This is a genomic window from Deltaproteobacteria bacterium HGW-Deltaproteobacteria-6 (genome assembly GCA_002840435.1).
Classification (GTDB): domain Bacteria; phylum Desulfobacterota; class Syntrophia; order Syntrophales; family Smithellaceae; genus UBA8904.
This window is the reverse complement of sequence record PHAT01000006.1, coordinates 49,845-64,865: the sequence shown is the minus strand read 5'-3', so window position 1 is coordinate 64,865 and position 15,021 is coordinate 49,845. Positions and strand designations below refer to the sequence as shown.

Genomic DNA, 15,021 nt, shown 5'->3' with positions numbered 1-15,021 from the left:
TAAGGTTAAATAATAAATCGGTGCCTCTTATAATTTTCTATCTTAAAATATTCAATTAATACTTGGATGAAAATTCCCATGGTATTCAGATTGATATTTAAGATTCCGAAAGAATGATATTGACTTAAAAACAATATTTCCTTATATTCTCATAACTTAAAATAAGCCTTAAAAAATGCATTCATTACCAAATCATATCAAAGGAGATAATCAATGCGCTCAAAGTTCACTAGCACTGGCCTCATCGATGTTTCTGATATTATGCTTGATCAAAATAACTACCGACTGGGACCTCTTGATAGTCAAATTGACTGCATTAACATAATGTTTGAAGAATTTGGTTCAAAAATGATTAAGATTGCTGGGCATATTGCGCAAAATGGCCTCTCTCCTAAACCTATCGTGATATCAAAGGATGGGCAAAAACGCTGGGTTGTGAGAGATGGTAACAGAAGAATAACTGCAATTAAACTTCTCAACAATCCTGCAGAAGCACCAGAACAATATCAAAAAACTTTTCGAAATTTAAAAAGCAATGCCGCAAAAAGAATGATTCCAGAAAAAGTCGAATGTCTAACAGCAGACGAGGCCACAATTATAGAATATAGAAAGTTGGAACACATGGGCCCACAAGATGGCATTGGACAAGTCGACTGGGGCCCCAGAGAAAAGGGTAACATGCAAGCCGATGTAGACGGTATAACTACATATCCGCTTGCTAGAGCAATTTGCGAATATCTTGAAAAGAAAGGAATCGTCGAGGCGCGAAGCGTATCCATAAGTAATATGCAACGCCTTTTTCAGGATACAGAGGTCAGTAAGCGATTGGGGATTGATTGGAATGGACAGGAACTCCAGTTTGTTGCCAAAGAGAATGAAATTTTCAATCTTTTAAGGGAAATCGTGACTGACTTCACTCGGAAAGAAAACAAACTAATGGTAAAAGATATTTATCATCCTGAAGACCGGGCAAAATATATTAATGATTTTTTTGAGAGTAGAGGATTTAAAGAACCAACACCCATAAACAATCCTATTAAACCGAAAACTGGAGTGCAAGCCGCAGGCACATCAACAACCGGTGCGCCAAAGTATACTGCGAGAGCAAAAGCCTCTTGGGATCGGAAGCGAGTTATACAGCCCAAAGCTGGATTGCCTACACCAACTACAGAGACTAAGCTCAATAACATTCTTGTGGAATTGACATCAAAAATTGATGTAAGAGAGGCACCGATTGCTGCGGGTATACTTGTTCGTTTGGTTCTTGAACAAAGTGTTGAACATTATGCAAATAATAACGAAGTCGATATCTCAAATGATAAATTGCATGTCTGCATTACAAAGGTTGCAGGCAAAATGAAGGCATTAGGGAAAATAAACAAGAAGCAATTTGAACTACTCAATAAAATGAGAAATAGCGAAGAACTGATCTCTGTACATACACTTAATGCCTGGGTACACCATTCTACATACACACCTGAACCACGTCATGTATGTACACTTTGGGATAATATTTATTTCTTTTTATGCGCGTGCTGGAAATAAACGCTGGCCAGAATCATATTGTTTTGATATATCAGGTTTGGAGGCCAGCGAAATGCATTCATATTCACCACTGCGGTATCCTGGAGGCAAAGGAAAACTCGCGCCTTTCATAAAACATCTCTTTCAGCACAACAATTTATGTGATGGTACTTATGTGGAACCTTATGCCGGAGGCTCATCTGTAGCGCTAACTCTTCTACTTGAGGGTTATGCCTGGGAAGTAGTCATTAATGATATTGATGCTCTTATTTATGCTTTTTGGAAGTCAGTGCTCGATGACACGGAAACAATTTCTAGAAAAATCCATGATACTCCAGTAAATATGAAAGTGTGGTATAAACAAAAACAAGTCCATCTTCACCCAGAACAATTCACGACAACCGATGTTGGCTTTGCCACTTTTTTCCTCAATAGAACGAATCGTTCAGGCATCCTCCAAGCTGGAGTCATTGGCGGGAAAAACCAAAATGGACCTTTTAAGATCGATGCAAGATTCAACAAAAAGGATATGCTCGACCGAATAAGTCTGATAGCGAAATATAAAAACCGCATTAAATTATTTAATTGGGATGCTAGTGAGATTATCAAGACCATTATCCCAGGATTGCCCTCAAAATCCTTAATATATTTTGATCCACCCTATTTCAATAAAGGTAAGTCTCTATATAAAAATTACTACTCCCTCGGTGACCATGCACATATTGCAGCTCTTATACGTGTACTAAAATACCCATGGATCGTTACATATGATAACGTTCCAGAAATAAGAAAACTTTATAAGGGTGAGCCCTATGCAAAATACGATATTTCTTACTCTGCTCACATTAGCCGTATTCGTGGCAGCGAAGTGATGTTCTATAACAACCTTGTACTACCTTCGGTACCATATACGCGCAGCTCCAGAGCATCAGCTGCGTGATTAAATTTTATCAATATATTCCATAATGATATATTTGCAATAAGCGGATGAAATGCCATTGCAATCAACTGCACGGCTTTGGATCACAAGCATCGCCAATACCGTCTTTGTTGCAGTCCGCCTGTGCACCGTTGTCCATTGGCCGGATTGGATTAAAAATATACGGACAGTTGTCCTTTTCGTTTGGAATTCCGTCACCGTCCCAGTCGGCGGGCGTTTTTTTGCCTGTGTATTCGTTCGGTCTGGAGGGAACGCACGTCGGTTCACCTGTCGGAACGCCGGAGAAAAACAACGGGTATGAGTCCTTATTGTTGTTTTGAAGGGCATTAAAGTCTATCCCGATTTCTCTCTCAATACAGACCGTCTTTTGCCGCCCTTTTATTCCGCTGGGGAAAGGCTCACATCCTTGCTGACCATTCGGAATAGACTGCATTATATTGGTATCGCCATATAGTGGCATTTCTCCTCTAAGAGCAAGTGCCACGTGTTCAACGTCGGCATCAATAATTGCTCGATAGACATTGGATCGCGATGATCCGTCGTAAATGGCAATATCCGCCACCATGTCTTTCTGCAATCTCCCGATTTTATCGGACAACTTAAGGGCATCTGCCGGATTGGCAGTGACCATATTCCACAGGTCCTTATCGGAAAACGTTTTCGCCAAATAATCGGAGTTGAAGGAGTCTGCGCATTTGAGTTCTCTTAAGAGATTGATGGAGCCTGAAGGAGTCCAGTCCGTACTGAGTGCAATATTTAATCCCAGGGTTTTGTACATGGTTACCAGGGCAGTATTCCCGTATAGAGATATGTTCGATCGGGGCGACCAGATTATGGAAGTTCCTTTTTCTTTTAAAAGATAGGCATCTTTGCCTGAAGCTCCGACTGCATGTATGAATGCGCTTTCGGACGTTATAAGTTTGCTTTCGTTCATGCAACGTATCTCGTTGTTTGCAGCCTGGTTGACACCTTCGGCCACATGCGGCAAGTAACACTGGTCAGCAAGGACAACAGAAGGACTGTCAATTTTGGGATAGTTGCAGTCATTGGTGTGCATGACGCCGTCAACGTCCCCCAATGGAAATGTGCTGTAAAACACCTTCTTCGCTTTGAGGCCCTCAAGGAGTTCATCCTTGTCTAGGTTACGCAGTAATCCCTTTGCCCCTCCCGATCCTGCAACGGATGTGGTGCCTGACAGCACCTGTCGTAATTCGGACCATGGGAACTGATTATCCCGACCCTTGTTGGACGGTATTATTGGATGACCGGAATCACCGCCCTTCCGCCAGACATTGCGGTGGTCATAGCGTATGCTGCCCCAGTCCGCCGGGAAGTTCTGGTTGTATGTGATGTGGTCGTGGGCATTGATCAGGCCGGGAGATACGACACCGTTTGCACACGAGATCTTTGTCGGTTTTTCCGCTAAACCGCTGCTACAGTCGCATCCGACACAGGCGATCATTCCGTCTTTGATAAGGACATCGCCGCCGGCATATACTTTCGACGGCGCCAGAATATTCCCACTGATCAGGATAGAGTCATTTCCTTGTGTGACTGAACATACCCCCTGTTTAGGTGGTTCCAGTTTTTTGCATTGGACAACCTCCGGATCATTACCGCCTCTCGTGGCTGTTAAAGGTATTGCCATCTCTGGAACTTTTGCTACGTCACAATCCTTAAGGGAGCATTCTTTACTGCATGTTGATGTTCCTGTTCCGCTATGCCAGGCCCAGATACAGGGTTTTGATTTGCTGCAGGTATCTTTTAATTTCCAGTCGATCGGTTTACGGCCGTTTGCCGTCAGCCATTTGTTCGTGCAGTTGAAATAATTCTTACAAAAGAAATTTGCTCCTGAAACCCTCGGGGACGGATGACCACCCTTGAGGACTTTATGAGCTTTGTTTTTAACATTTTTCCCGTACTCGCCGGATTTGCTGCCCCATAAGATGAATGCGGCGGCGCCTGCATTGTTGTCGATGTAATTAACCAGATGATCCGTAAAGACGCCCCATAAAGCTATATGCCCGCCGATCGTGCAACTCTGTTCATCCGGAGGGCAGGGGATAGAAAGAGCCATATTCAGCAGCAATAAACCGTCATCCGTCCATTTTTTCAAATCTCCGTTGTTGAGATTTATGCAGAAACCTTCGTTTTGCGCTTCGAGAAGGACGCGCTGTATTGAAGCTACTTTTGATGAAGGTACATTGGGTTCTGTCGAAAATGCCAGGCCTGTGGCCAGACCTGGTTGAGGAGCCGGGTCTTGTCCCATGATAACGGCTTTTACTTCATCTGGCTTAACAAGGTACAACGCCCTGAAGGTGTTCCCGATCGCAGGGCCTATCCTATACCCTTGTTTGACCTGATGCGTTATTGCGTCGGAGATATTGCTTATCTGCTCGCGTACGTCATCTGTCTTAAAAAAGGTATCCCATCCAGCCGGCATACAACCGTAGGTCAGATCATAAAGACTGATATCCTCCCACTTGGCAGTGGATAATTTTGAGCATGTCGGTCCAGTGGGATATATGCCTTCTTCAGTGGATGATGCCTTGCCATGGGCATAGATTAGATCAGGCTGTGCGGAATAAATTGATAATATGGAAATAACCAATAGGATGACGATCATAAAAGTCTTTTTCATGCTTATCTCCTTTTGTGTTTTTGGCATGAGCACAAAAACCTCCCATCAAATAAATTGATGGAGAACTTATATTTCCGGTGGTTGTCAGTATTAATCTCGCAACATTCAACCTCAGTGTAAATAGCTAGATAAGGATGTTTCTTGGAAAAAGTTCATTTTTTATGATTTCCACCAATGCTTGAAAGCTTGCCAGACCCTTGCCACAAACGAAATTGGCTTCACCTGTCTTTCTTTTTGTTTGTTGATGGCCACAATATAGGCTTTCTTATCCGCCTTGTCTCGTGCTTTGACTTGGTCAATCTGCCGTGCGGATAACTTACTCGCCCATAAAACCTTGTTGTTGGAAATCCAGTAATGAGACTTACACGCAAAACTCCAGTTACCTATGGAGGGAATAAGTGAAACTGTTTTTCCCAGCACGCGTATAGTCCAGTCTGCAGGAGATAGCGGTGTTATAACCTCTTCTCCGCATCCGCAGCAGCATTTATGGGCAACCGTCTTATAGCGCTCACAAATATATAAATATCCTTCTTCCAGCCGGTCTGGAATAATATCCACAAATACTGGAGTAATTGATGATCGTTTCATGGGGTTGTATCACTCATTCCTGTTATCTCGTCCCGTGTCAGGGAATGTGCATTTACAGAGTAGGTTGTATGGTGAAATTTGTAAACGTCCTGATAAAAGCCATAATACTGTTTCCACTTTATAACAGCAAGTGTTGCATTCAAGGCATTCATGTCTGCAACCTGAATATTGCTTTTGTAAAGATCATTACCGCTTTCGTTACCCATCGGTGCACGTCTTTCAAAATGATCATTTCTCTCTGGAGTGCTCAAGGTGGCGCGGCATGTACCCAAAATACAATTGTCTTCTTGTATCATAATGAGTTCCATGCCGACATCAATAAACGGAATATTTTGGTTGTGCAAAAAGTCACTCAGCAGTCTTCTTACTGCGCCTTTATCCACACACATAAAAACAAAATCGAATCCGGTAAGCTCGACAATATTGTCTTCAGTAAGATAGCAACAATGCGGAACGATGCCGGTTCGCATTTCATTGTAGACGCTTGCAAAGTAATCTACTTTGGCGGGCTTCGCCTGAAGAGTGGTTATAGAAGGGGCACCGGGTGACCTGAATGCATTGTGCTGATGAAAGATATCGCCATCAAATAAATGGATTTCTCGAATTGGTGTCTTTGCGGCAAGATCAAGGACATAGGAACCGGTGCCTCCAAGGCCAATTATAGCTACCTTGTTCATGAGGAGTTTTTCAGAGACAGCAACAATGTTGGCTCTGCTTGATGCTGAATCCCAATAACGAAAGATGGTATCTTGTTCAGCCGATACGATGATTTTAAATGTGAGAGGAGTAGTACTCGGATCAATTACTTTGGCTTCATTCGAAATAATGGATATGTAGCTCTTAACTTTTGAGTAATAATCTGGATAATTGCTGCCCCCTTCAGGTTTACATGAAAAATGGTGCTGTGCCTCGAACCCATCCCAGAACTTAAACGAGCCCGAGGAACAGCGAATACCATCAATGGGAGCTCCTGTGTGATGGCATGGGTATTCGCCAGCGAACCAAACCTGATGATCGCTAGGCGGTCCCAGTTTACCTATATTTCCGTTAAGATTGGTTACTATAATTCCTTGCAGGACGTTGCGTTGAGCATTCACATATGGAACGGAATGAACCAATAAATGTCCATCCCGAACTTCAATTTCATAACCCTCCTTTTGGAGGCGTTCAAGATCCGGATCAAGAACGATTGGTTTTGGTGACATTGAATACCATCCCTTCTTTGATATGAACTGTTTGTCCGTTAACCAGTGTACCATCTTGTCCGTGTGGATTGGCATAGGCTACAGTATATTCTATCGTCTCGCTATTCTGGTCATCAGGAAAAGCCATTTGAACAACCTGGGAATACGTGATTTCTTTTCCGGTAACTTCACGCTGCCGACCGTTAATAATAATCATCGTAGTTTTATTATGGCCGGGGGACTGTTCTGAATGGTTGCTAGTCATAAGTTGTTCTCCTTTTTCTAATTTGTTGTTTAGGGTAAAAAATCGGAGGCATGTTTTTGAAGACATACCTCCATTTTCTTTTTCACTTTTCTTTACGCACACCCTTAAAAGGATCGCCGTCAACCTTCTGATCCATGAACTTACCATCTGGTCCACGCTTGGTCCAACGGTCTATGTTCGGATTGTAGGTTTGGCTTCGTTCCTTAACTGCGCCGTGCCGGTGCCCATCTCCTACAGGTGGGTTTTTTGCCATGTTATCACCTCCTTTCTAATTATTTGTTCCCTAAACACTAAACAGCATTGACAAAAAAACACTTCTTAGCAATTCAACAAAACTGTCTGTGATGGGGTCGAATCCACAACAAGCTTAAGATCGATGAGCCGATAACACATCGCCTCTATTGATACATTACTGAAACTGGTTTCGATGATACACTTGGCTGCTTTACGAAGGTCCGGATTGTCAGCAAGATTTCCGAGATGTTTTGCAAGTCCTTCAATTTTTATTTGTTCGTAACCATTAATAGAAGATATCGACGCCCGTAATAATGATGCGGGCATCAAAAGCATAGCCGCGAATTGATCCGCCTGCCACTCTGCCGGTTCTTTCTTCCCTGAAATACGGCATACAACAGCAGCAGATGGTGGTGCCTGTCCGTAAGCAAATAGTGGGAATGTTACTTTTCCCATTTCATAGATTGGGCGGTGCATCCACCAATGTCCGATCTCGTGGGCCATTGTGAAAGATAAACGACCTTCTTTAGTTTCTAGTGAAGAGTCTATTCGTATCACTTGCTCATCGAACCAGGTAGCCCCTAAGACATCTGGAATCGAAAGATGTTGCTTTAAATCCCCGAATTCGAGGGAGATATGGAAGTAGCCTTCCACTATTTCATCTACATTGATTGGAGGCGCCAATGGGTGTTTCTTCCACACCTCATACTTATGCAAAAGTTCGCGTGACATTGTCTCTATCTCAGATATTTTTCTGTAGGGAACTTTTATGCTCATTTATCCTCAGTATCCTGTTTTTCAAGTAGTTTCATCAATTCCTCGGCGGTTAAGTTTTTTTCCCTGGATCGCCTGAGAAATGCTGGCATATTTGAATCGGCCTTGATTAGTTCCGTGACCTCAAAGGATATTCGACCCGCAAGTTGCATCAACTCATCAAAATTGCCTTTGAGCACGTCTGCAAGATTCCGAATTTTCTCTTCGCTTGGGGGACTGGTTTCTTGGTTGTTTTCCACACGCGAAAGGTATGTTGCTGACATACCAACTTTGATGGCTGTCTCACGTAAACCGAGCCCCCGCGAAGACCTCATACGTTTTAAACGGTCTCCAAGTGTTTCACTCATAAATTCTCTCCTTGTTCGTGTTTGTAACATATTCTATTTTGCGTGTCAACCAATAACTAAACACTAAACAAGATAGAGAGGGAGCCTGTGTATTTTCACAAGACGGTAAATCCGCTTTGGGTTGATCCGAGACGGGACTTGTTCCGTTCTCTGCCGGTTGATGAGTGCCATGGCTGCTGATACAGACACCGCTATCGATACAGCGGACGGTACGACGACCTGCGAAAAATTCTTGCTTTGGTGCGCTTATCTATGACCACCGCTCGGGTTCTGACACAAAACGGTAGTGACTCAGTTTGATTTTTTCAACACTTGACCGGCTCATGCATATTTAATATGCTGATGCCATGAAGAAAATAAAAAACTTACCCAAAGACGCAAACAAAAGAGCTTTTGAAATCGTGCGGATTTCTACCGAAGAATCGGAAGAACAGCCAGAGCGGTCAGAGATTTCTAAGTACCTAGCAGAAATCGGGCGCAAGGGCGGATTAAAAGGCGGGAAAGCAAGGAAAGATAAACTAACCCCTGAGCGGAGGAAAGAGATTGCTGAAAATGCCGCCGCTGCAAGATGGTCTAAAAGTTAGAGCCTGCTTGTAATTCTTCAATGTCGTAGGTGAAGTCAAAAATTATCTGTATGGGTTTTTCGGGCTTTCTATTTTCATTAAAGCTATCCACATCAGTTTTTAACTGTCTACAATCACCTACTACTTGCTGCCTTCTTTGTTGAAAGGCAATTTCCATATGTTCTGCTTTTGCAGTTCTGATGTCTGCCCATAATGCTGTCTGTTCACCATTTTTGCTTATTCTTGCTACATGTTTAGCCCGCACTGTCCTGCCTTGCGGATCAATAATATGTTCCTCTCGCATGGCTCGTGCTAACTGATCAGCACACTGATCTATAATGGCAGACGATTGTGGCTGCCATAGTTTTTTTAAAACCGCCCAAGCTGCAATTTGTCGAGTTGTGGCTGGCCAATTCTGACCATCATCAATATACGCATCAACAATCTTTTGTAATTGCTTCGCTAAAGTAGCCATTCTATTTCTCCTTGTTTTCTCATAGTGTAACAGTTTGCCCCCATCCATCAGTTAAGGCCGATGGGATTAAAACATGTCTCATTTTATCTAACATTTTCCGAAACGATGACCAGGGTATTTCTCCCTTAAATTGGAGTTGTCCAATAACAATGGCAGGGTGAACACCAATTCTTTGCGCAAATCCAATTATCTTAGTAGTTCCATAAAGAGGGCGAACTCTTGCAATAAAATTATTCAAATCTGATTGGTTAATTAAAAAATCTGCTGCAAATAAATTCGCCTGCTGCTCTGCTTCTGATTGTATGTCATTAAGATAGTATTCATTACCGACAAGGTTGGTGTCTATAATTACATCCGTTAATCCATCCTTTCGTTTTACATGTCCTAATTCATGTGCCAATGTGTACCAAAAATTATCAATCCTATCAGATCTCAAGGAAAGAACAATCACAGGGCTTTTATTATCAAGCCAGAAAGTGACGCCATCAACGCTGGTCTGCGGCAAGTGTTCCAATACTAAGAAACGAATGCCATTTTCTGCTAAAATTCTAGGGACATGTCTTACTTCTTGTAAACTAGGCATTAATTTCTTTAATTGTGCTAAACAATTACTAAATGACTTAACAGAAAATGGTTTTGCATCTACACAAATGGCTAATTGCTTGGCCCTAACTAACCATGCGTTGAGCGAAGCGGACGGTATTTCTTGTCTGCTGCAACGCGCGGCATATGGCAACTGAATTGGATTATCTAAATCATCTATTTTGAAAAAACCTTTTACTGTATTTTCAAGAACATCAATATTTTCAGATGGTTCAATCCAATGTCTTTTGACCATTTCCTTGATTGGTGCTATTTTATAAAGTCTTGCTCTACGTGAAATAACATTACCAGTATCCGCAACATGCCAAAGCTGATACATGCTTTCCAAATTTAACCAATAATCTGCGCTAGTTCCAAACGCTTCACCTAATGCTTTTGCTATTTCTGGGCTGATAGCTCTCTTCCCAGAAATCAACTCATTAATCACACTGGGGAGGCGTCCAATAATTTCAGCCAATTCAGTCTGATTCCAATTGCGCGTTTCTAATTCTTCCTTTATAAATTCTCCCGGCGGAAAAACTTCAGCGGCTCTTCTTTCTGCCATGGCAATTCTCCTTAACGATGATAATCCTCAATACTAACTATTAAAATTCTTTTACTGTTTCCATTTTCCACATACTCTAAAATCAAACGCCATTGATCATTTAATTTCATAGAATGTTGGTGCTTTCTATTTCCTTTCAATTTTTCATATCCTAAGGATTTTATATTATAAAAATCTCTTTCATCTTTCGCAGCCCTTATTTGTTGCATCCGCCTTCTGTACGCCTTAACAATATTAGGTGGATGCCCGGCATTGAAACCAGCATCAATTTCTAATCTATCGAGGTTTTTATCTTTAAATACTATTTCCAGTCCCATTGGGAGATAGTAATAGCAATTAAATATACACTTGTCAATATAAAATATATAAATTTAAGAATTATTAAATTTATGATTAACATGCTTGACCTGTTCATGCATGTTAATCATCAAGAACGAACATGAGGAGAATGGTGATGAATAAACTAAACACAGCAAAAAGAACACAGATGTTAAGCTGCCTTATAGAAGGCAATTTACTTCGCGCACAGCGCGTATGTGTGATGTTGCGTTCAATACCGTGCTTAAATTCATACCTGAAATAGGCGAGGCTTACGCTAATACCAGGATAAAGTATTTCGCAATCTCAAGTGTAAAACAATTAAGTGTGATGAGATTTGGACATTCTGTTACGCCAAAGCTAAAAATGTTCCTCAAGACAAGAAAGACACCTTTGGTTATGGTGACGTTTGGACATGGGTTGCGATTGACGCGGATAAAAGCTTGTCCCTACTTTCATGGTGGGCAATCGTGATGCGAAAAGCGCAAAGATTTTCATGGATGATCTTGCTGAACGCCTTTATAAATCGTGTTCAGCTTACGACCGACGGGCATCATGCATATTTACAGGCTGTTGATAATGCTTTCGATGACGATATTGATTATGCAATGCTAGTTAAGTCATATGAATCAAGCCAAGAAGAAACACTTTACAGCCCTGCTAGATGCACGGGTTCTGATAAAAAGAGAATTAGCGGAAATCCTGATCCGAAAAATGTTTCTACCAGCTATGTTGAACGGCAAAACTTAACCATGCGGATGTGCATGAGAAGGTTCTCCAGATTAACAAATGGATTCAGTAAGAAAGTAGAAAACCATTTATCATTTGTCCCTGCACTATATGTATTATAACTTTTGTCGGATTCATAAGACTTTAAGAGTAACACCAGCAATGGAAGCAGGGATCGCAGATCATGCGTGGTCTCTGGAGGAAGTTATTAATCTTATGTAATTATTTTGATTGATTATCGGTTCTATTGTGCTAATATTCGCCACAAATCCAAGAAAGGAGGGGAAAACCACTATGGCAAGCACGTATAGAAAAAGAAAAGGAAATGATACGTGGCATTTTTGTTCAAATTGCAGTAACTGGCCCAAGAGTGATTATATTGAACAATCCTCAAAGCCAACTACTGGTGAATTGTGCAATGAATGCAAAGCAAAAAAAGCTGCTGGGAATTGTAGTTAATCCACCATATTAGATCTCGACTTCACTTCAAACTCAAACGACGCTCTATCTCCCGTAAAACAAGGAACCTCTAAATACTCCGAATAATCAATATTATTTTTAAATGCGAAATCATCAAAACACGATAAACATACTACTCTTGTTCTAAATATGGGAGGTATAATAGCCTCCCATATGTTATCTGGAACAAAAAAATTAAACTTATCTCTTCTACCACAAACCTTACAGGTTTGGTGTTAGTCATTATTTTTCAAACTATATTATTCCTAATATTACAACAGCGAATAGCGCATTTTTAACAAAAGTGTAATTAAAATTTTTTTTAATTCAAAATGAGTCACTACCCACAAAACATTGTGCTTGCACTCTGCATCACGGCAGTGTTTCTGGCTCTGGCTTTGACCAGGCAGGCAACGATGTGGATGGCGGTCTTTGCAGACATGAGCGTAAGTTTGTTGTTCGTGTTCAATGGATTGAGTTTGCTGCGTCGATGATAATCAGATTCCAGGATTGGCCTGGATGTTGCGTGACTTGAGGTGTTACTATGATCATTTTACTGCATCCCGGATGTAAAAATATTCTTGACAAAATTTAACTTGCCATTTAATCACTACCAATAAGATAGTAATTAAAGTAATGTTAGTTCAGTTGTATAATAGTCGGTGATAATCTTATGCCGTAAGAAATGGACGGTGGGCGAAAGAGGTGGAAGGACAAACTTATTGTCTCATCCAGATTTTCCTATGGGAAAATATATCTAAATAAAATCACCTTAACGGGGCAGAAGACTAATGTTTTGGTTCCAACGTGCGCAAAGGATTTTACATGGAGATCTATCATCAAAGGATGAAGCTCTTGATCTACTGATGTCCGCCGATGACGATTTGCTTGGTGTTCTTGCAGCGGCCTTCCTTATTCGCCGGCATTACTTTGGGCGCAACGTCACCATTCATATCATCAAGAATGCCAAAAGCGGTTTGTGCACTGAGGATTGCGCTTTTTGCAGTCAAGCGGGAGGCGCCAATACGGATTCGCCGCAATATGCGTTGCAAAAAGTGGAAGAGCTGGTTGAAGGTGCTCGTGATGCCCATCGCATGAAGGCGATGCGTTACTGCATCGTAACGAGCGGCCGGGCGCCCGACCCCGAAGATCTGGAAATTATCTGCGCGGCGGCTCGTCAGATAAAAAAGGAAGTTCCGATTCAGATTTGCGCGTCACTGGGCATCTTAACAGTCGGCCAGTCGCTGAAGTTGAAAAATGCCGGGGTAGATCGCTTCAATCATAATCTGGAATCGTCGGAAAGATTTTATCCTTCCATCTGTACAACACACAGCTTTGCCGACCGTAAGAGAACGGCAGAAATTGTCAAGGCATCCGGAATGGAACTATGCAGTGGCGGCCTGATCGGTATGGGAGAAACACTTGCAGATCGTGTGGAGATGGCCTTCGCCCTGCGTGAAGTTGAGGTGGATTCCATTCCACTGAATTTCCTCGATCCACGTCCGGGAACTGCGTTGGAAAACTTGGCCAGACTAACTCCTGCAGATTGTCTGCGAACGCTTGCCATGTTTCGTTTTGTCCATCCGGATAAGGAGATTCGCGTAGCCGGCGGACGGGAAGCCTGTCTCGGCTCGATGCAGGCCTTGTCTCTCTATGCGGCAAACTCCATTTTCACCAAAGGCTATCTCACCACGCCCGGTCAGGGATACGAAGAGGATATGGAGATGATTGCCCAGGCCGGATTTCATGTGACGGACTGGACGGCGGCATAAATAGCAAGAATATTAGAGGTAATAGATTGATATGAACATCAATAAAAAGGCTGTAGCCCTGCTCTCCGGGGGGTTAGACAGCACATTAGCCGTAAAACTGATGATTGATCAGGGCATCGATATCACGGCCATTCATTTTACCAGCGTCTTTTGCAACTGTTCGCCCAAGACGGCGGGCTGCAAAATGCACGCGCGCCAGGTTGCCGAAGAATTTGGTGTTCCCATTCACGTCATCCACAAGGGAATGGACTATATCAAGATGGTGGAAAATCCGCCGCATGGCCATGGCAGCGCCATCAATGCCTGCATTGATTGCCGCATCTATATGCTGCGGAAGGTCAAAGAGATGATGCCAGAGATGGGCGCATCTTTTGTGATCACGGGAGAAGTCCTCGGGCAACGTCCGATGTCTCAGCAGCGGCATACGATTCGTTTGATCGAGAAGGAAAGCGGTTTGCAGGACCTCATACTCCGGCCTCTTTCGGCACAGCATTTCGCACCGACGCTGCCGGAACGCGAAGGGATTGTGGATCGGGATAAACTACTCAATATTTCCGGGCGGGGCCGCAAGGAACAATTCGCGCTGGCGGAAGACCTGGGAGTCAAAGACTATCCCTGTCCCGCAGGCGGATGCCTGCTTACAGACAAAGTCATTGCCGCGCGTCTGCGCGATCTTTTCGATCATACACCCGATTACAACCACAGTGATCTGGTTCTGTTAACATTGGGCCGTCACTACCGGCTGTGTCCTGATCTCAAGATTATCCTGGGGCGCAACCAGGAAGAAAATGAGCGTCTTCTTTCGCTCGCCAAAGATGGACAGAGTATTTTTGAACCGGACAATTTCCGCGGACCGACAATTCTGGCCGTGGGCCGTCTGGATGAAGAAAGAGAAAAAACGATCGGTGCGATGATCGCCTCTCACAGTCAGGATACAATACCATCGTATCACATCATGAAGAAGGTGCGCTCCGATAGCACGTTAACGATATTCAAAGCACAAAGGCAGCTTCGGGAGACTTGGGACAGACAGCGTCTGGGTTGAAAACAGGATTTCATCA

At 42.8% G+C, this 15,021-nt stretch carries 17 protein-coding genes; 7 read left to right on the top strand and 10 right to left on the bottom strand.

Going from position 1 to position 15,021, the window contains the following annotated elements; all coding sequences use genetic code 11:
- Nucleotides 1-213 precede the first annotated feature (213 nt).
- Nucleotides 214-1,545 carry a hypothetical protein gene (locus CVU71_14860; protein ID PKN17708.1) on the top strand — a complete coding sequence of 444 codons (1,332 nt, stop codon included), beginning with the start codon at nucleotides 214-216 and terminating at the stop codon, nucleotides 1,543-1,545.
- Nucleotides 1,546-1,597: 52 nt separating this feature from the next.
- Nucleotides 1,598-2,464, top strand: coding sequence for a DNA methyltransferase (locus CVU71_14855; protein ID PKN17707.1), 867 nt, complete (start codon nucleotides 1,598-1,600; stop codon nucleotides 2,462-2,464).
- Between the two features lie 64 nt (nucleotides 2,465-2,528).
- Here the strand turns inward: CVU71_14855 and CVU71_14850 are convergent, their stop codons facing one another.
- The 7 genes from CVU71_14850 to CVU71_14820 form a co-directional block, all read right to left on the bottom strand.
- Nucleotides 2,529-5,132 (bottom strand): hypothetical protein, encoded by a 2,604-nt coding sequence (locus CVU71_14850; GenBank protein PKN17706.1) that lies wholly within the window; start codon nucleotides 5,130-5,132, stop codon nucleotides 2,529-2,531.
- Between the two features lie 132 nt (nucleotides 5,133-5,264).
- The gene (locus CVU71_14845; protein ID PKN17705.1) at nucleotides 5,265-5,693 is read right to left on the bottom strand and encodes a hypothetical protein; all 429 of its coding nucleotides are present in this window, start codon (nucleotides 5,691-5,693) and stop codon (nucleotides 5,265-5,267) included.
- On the bottom strand, nucleotides 5,690-6,898 hold the full coding sequence (locus CVU71_14840; GenBank protein ID PKN17704.1) for a hypothetical protein: 1,209 nt from the start codon (nucleotides 6,896-6,898) through the stop codon (nucleotides 5,690-5,692). The genes CVU71_14845 and CVU71_14840 overlap by 4 nt, the downstream gene beginning before the upstream one ends.
- Complete coding sequence (locus CVU71_14835; protein ID PKN17703.1) at nucleotides 6,873-7,289, bottom strand: hypothetical protein; 417 nt, start codon at nucleotides 7,287-7,289, stop codon at nucleotides 6,873-6,875. The genes CVU71_14840 and CVU71_14835 overlap by 26 nt, the downstream gene beginning before the upstream one ends.
- The gene (locus CVU71_14830) at nucleotides 7,225-7,395 is read right to left on the bottom strand and encodes a hypothetical protein (protein PKN17702.1); all 171 of its coding nucleotides are present in this window, start codon (nucleotides 7,393-7,395) and stop codon (nucleotides 7,225-7,227) included. Before CVU71_14830 ends, CVU71_14835 begins: the two co-directional genes overlap by 65 nt.
- Nucleotides 7,396-7,460: 65 nt before the next feature.
- On the bottom strand, nucleotides 7,461-8,153 hold the full coding sequence (locus CVU71_14825; protein ID PKN17701.1) for a hypothetical protein: 693 nt from the start codon (nucleotides 8,151-8,153) through the stop codon (nucleotides 7,461-7,463).
- Nucleotides 8,150-8,527 carry an XRE family transcriptional regulator gene (locus CVU71_14820; GenBank protein PKN17700.1) on the bottom strand — a complete coding sequence of 126 codons (378 nt, stop codon included), beginning with the start codon at nucleotides 8,525-8,527 and terminating at the stop codon, nucleotides 8,150-8,152. The genes CVU71_14825 and CVU71_14820 overlap by 4 nt, the downstream gene beginning before the upstream one ends.
- A 317-nt stretch (nucleotides 8,528-8,844) precedes the next feature.
- Here CVU71_14820 and CVU71_14815 point away from each other — a divergent pair, with 317 nt between their 5' ends.
- Nucleotides 8,845-9,081 carry a histone H1 gene (locus CVU71_14815; GenBank protein ID PKN17699.1) on the top strand — a complete coding sequence of 79 codons (237 nt, stop codon included), beginning with the start codon at nucleotides 8,845-8,847 and terminating at the stop codon, nucleotides 9,079-9,081.
- Here the strand turns inward: CVU71_14815 and CVU71_14810 are convergent.
- Genes CVU71_14810 through CVU71_14800 form a run of 3 tightly spaced genes read right to left on the bottom strand, consistent with a single transcriptional unit; the run spans nucleotide 9,071 to nucleotide 10,993 of the window.
- Entirely contained in the window at nucleotides 9,071-9,535 is a 465-nt protein-coding gene (locus tag CVU71_14810; protein PKN17698.1) for a hypothetical protein, read from the bottom strand. The genes CVU71_14815 and CVU71_14810 overlap by 11 nt on opposite strands.
- Nucleotides 9,536-9,554: 19 nt before the next feature.
- Nucleotides 9,555-10,682, bottom strand: coding sequence for an addiction module antidote protein, HigA family (higA, locus tag CVU71_14805; GenBank protein ID PKN17697.1), 1,128 nt, complete (start codon nucleotides 10,680-10,682; stop codon nucleotides 9,555-9,557).
- 11 nt (nucleotides 10,683-10,693) lie between these two features.
- Nucleotides 10,694-10,993: a plasmid maintenance system killer protein gene (locus tag CVU71_14800; GenBank protein ID PKN17815.1), complete on the bottom strand. Its 300-nt coding sequence runs from the start codon at nucleotides 10,991-10,993 to the stop codon at nucleotides 10,694-10,696.
- Nucleotides 10,994-11,216: 223 nt separating this feature from the next.
- On the opposite strand from CVU71_14800, the gene CVU71_14795 reads away from it, so the two are divergent.
- From CVU71_14795 to CVU71_14780, 4 genes are all read left to right on the top strand, one after another.
- The gene (locus CVU71_14795) at nucleotides 11,217-11,474 is read left to right on the top strand and encodes a hypothetical protein (protein ID PKN17696.1); all 258 of its coding nucleotides are present in this window, start codon (nucleotides 11,217-11,219) and stop codon (nucleotides 11,472-11,474) included.
- Nucleotides 11,474-11,851, top strand: coding sequence for a hypothetical protein (locus CVU71_14790; protein PKN17695.1), 378 nt, complete (start codon nucleotides 11,474-11,476; stop codon nucleotides 11,849-11,851). Before CVU71_14795 ends, CVU71_14790 begins: the two co-directional genes overlap by 1 nt.
- 1,128 nt (nucleotides 11,852-12,979) lie before the next feature.
- Nucleotides 12,980-13,960 (top strand): biotin synthase BioB, encoded by a 981-nt coding sequence (gene bioB, locus CVU71_14785; protein PKN17694.1) that lies wholly within the window; start codon nucleotides 12,980-12,982, stop codon nucleotides 13,958-13,960.
- Between the two features lie 37 nt (nucleotides 13,961-13,997).
- Nucleotides 13,998-15,005 (top strand): hypothetical protein, encoded by a 1,008-nt coding sequence (locus CVU71_14780; GenBank protein PKN17814.1) that lies wholly within the window; start codon nucleotides 13,998-14,000, stop codon nucleotides 15,003-15,005.
- Nucleotides 15,006-15,021 lie beyond the last annotated feature (16 nt).

Bases quoted from the DNA above. Each gene is read 5' to 3' on its own strand.
- CVU71_14860 (PKN17708.1), top strand. From the start codon at position 214: ATGCGCTCAAAGTTCACTAGCACTGGCCTCATCGATGTTTCTGATATT.
- CVU71_14855 (PKN17707.1), top strand. From the start codon at position 1,598: ATGCATTCATATTCACCACTGCGGTATCCTGGAGGCAAAGGAAAACTC.
- CVU71_14850 (PKN17706.1), bottom strand. From the start codon at position 5,132: ATGCCAAAAACACAAAAGGAGATAAGCATGAAAAAGACTTTTATGATC.
- CVU71_14845 (PKN17705.1), bottom strand. From the start codon at position 5,693: ATGAAACGATCATCAATTACTCCAGTATTTGTGGATATTATTCCAGAC.
- CVU71_14840 (PKN17704.1), bottom strand. From the start codon at position 6,898: ATGTCACCAAAACCAATCGTTCTTGATCCGGATCTTGAACGCCTCCAA.
- CVU71_14835 (PKN17703.1), bottom strand. From the start codon at position 7,289: ATGGTAAGTTCATGGATCAGAAGGTTGACGGCGATCCTTTTAAGGGTG.
- CVU71_14830 (PKN17702.1), bottom strand. From the start codon at position 7,395: ATGGCAAAAAACCCACCTGTAGGAGATGGGCACCGGCACGGCGCAGTT.
- CVU71_14825 (PKN17701.1), bottom strand. From the start codon at position 8,153: ATGAGCATAAAAGTTCCCTACAGAAAAATATCTGAGATAGAGACAATG.
- CVU71_14820 (PKN17700.1), bottom strand. From the start codon at position 8,527: ATGTTACAAACACGAACAAGGAGAGAATTTATGAGTGAAACACTTGGA.
- CVU71_14815 (PKN17699.1), top strand. From the start codon at position 8,845: ATGAAGAAAATAAAAAACTTACCCAAAGACGCAAACAAAAGAGCTTTT.
- CVU71_14810 (PKN17698.1), bottom strand. From the start codon at position 9,535: ATGGCTACTTTAGCGAAGCAATTACAAAAGATTGTTGATGCGTATATT.
- higA (PKN17697.1), bottom strand. From the start codon at position 10,682: ATGGCAGAAAGAAGAGCCGCTGAAGTTTTTCCGCCGGGAGAATTTATA.
- CVU71_14795 (PKN17696.1), top strand. From the start codon at position 11,217: ATGTGTGATGTTGCGTTCAATACCGTGCTTAAATTCATACCTGAAATA.
- CVU71_14790 (PKN17695.1), top strand. From the start codon at position 11,474: ATGCGAAAAGCGCAAAGATTTTCATGGATGATCTTGCTGAACGCCTTT.
- bioB (PKN17694.1), top strand. From the start codon at position 12,980: ATGTTTTGGTTCCAACGTGCGCAAAGGATTTTACATGGAGATCTATCA.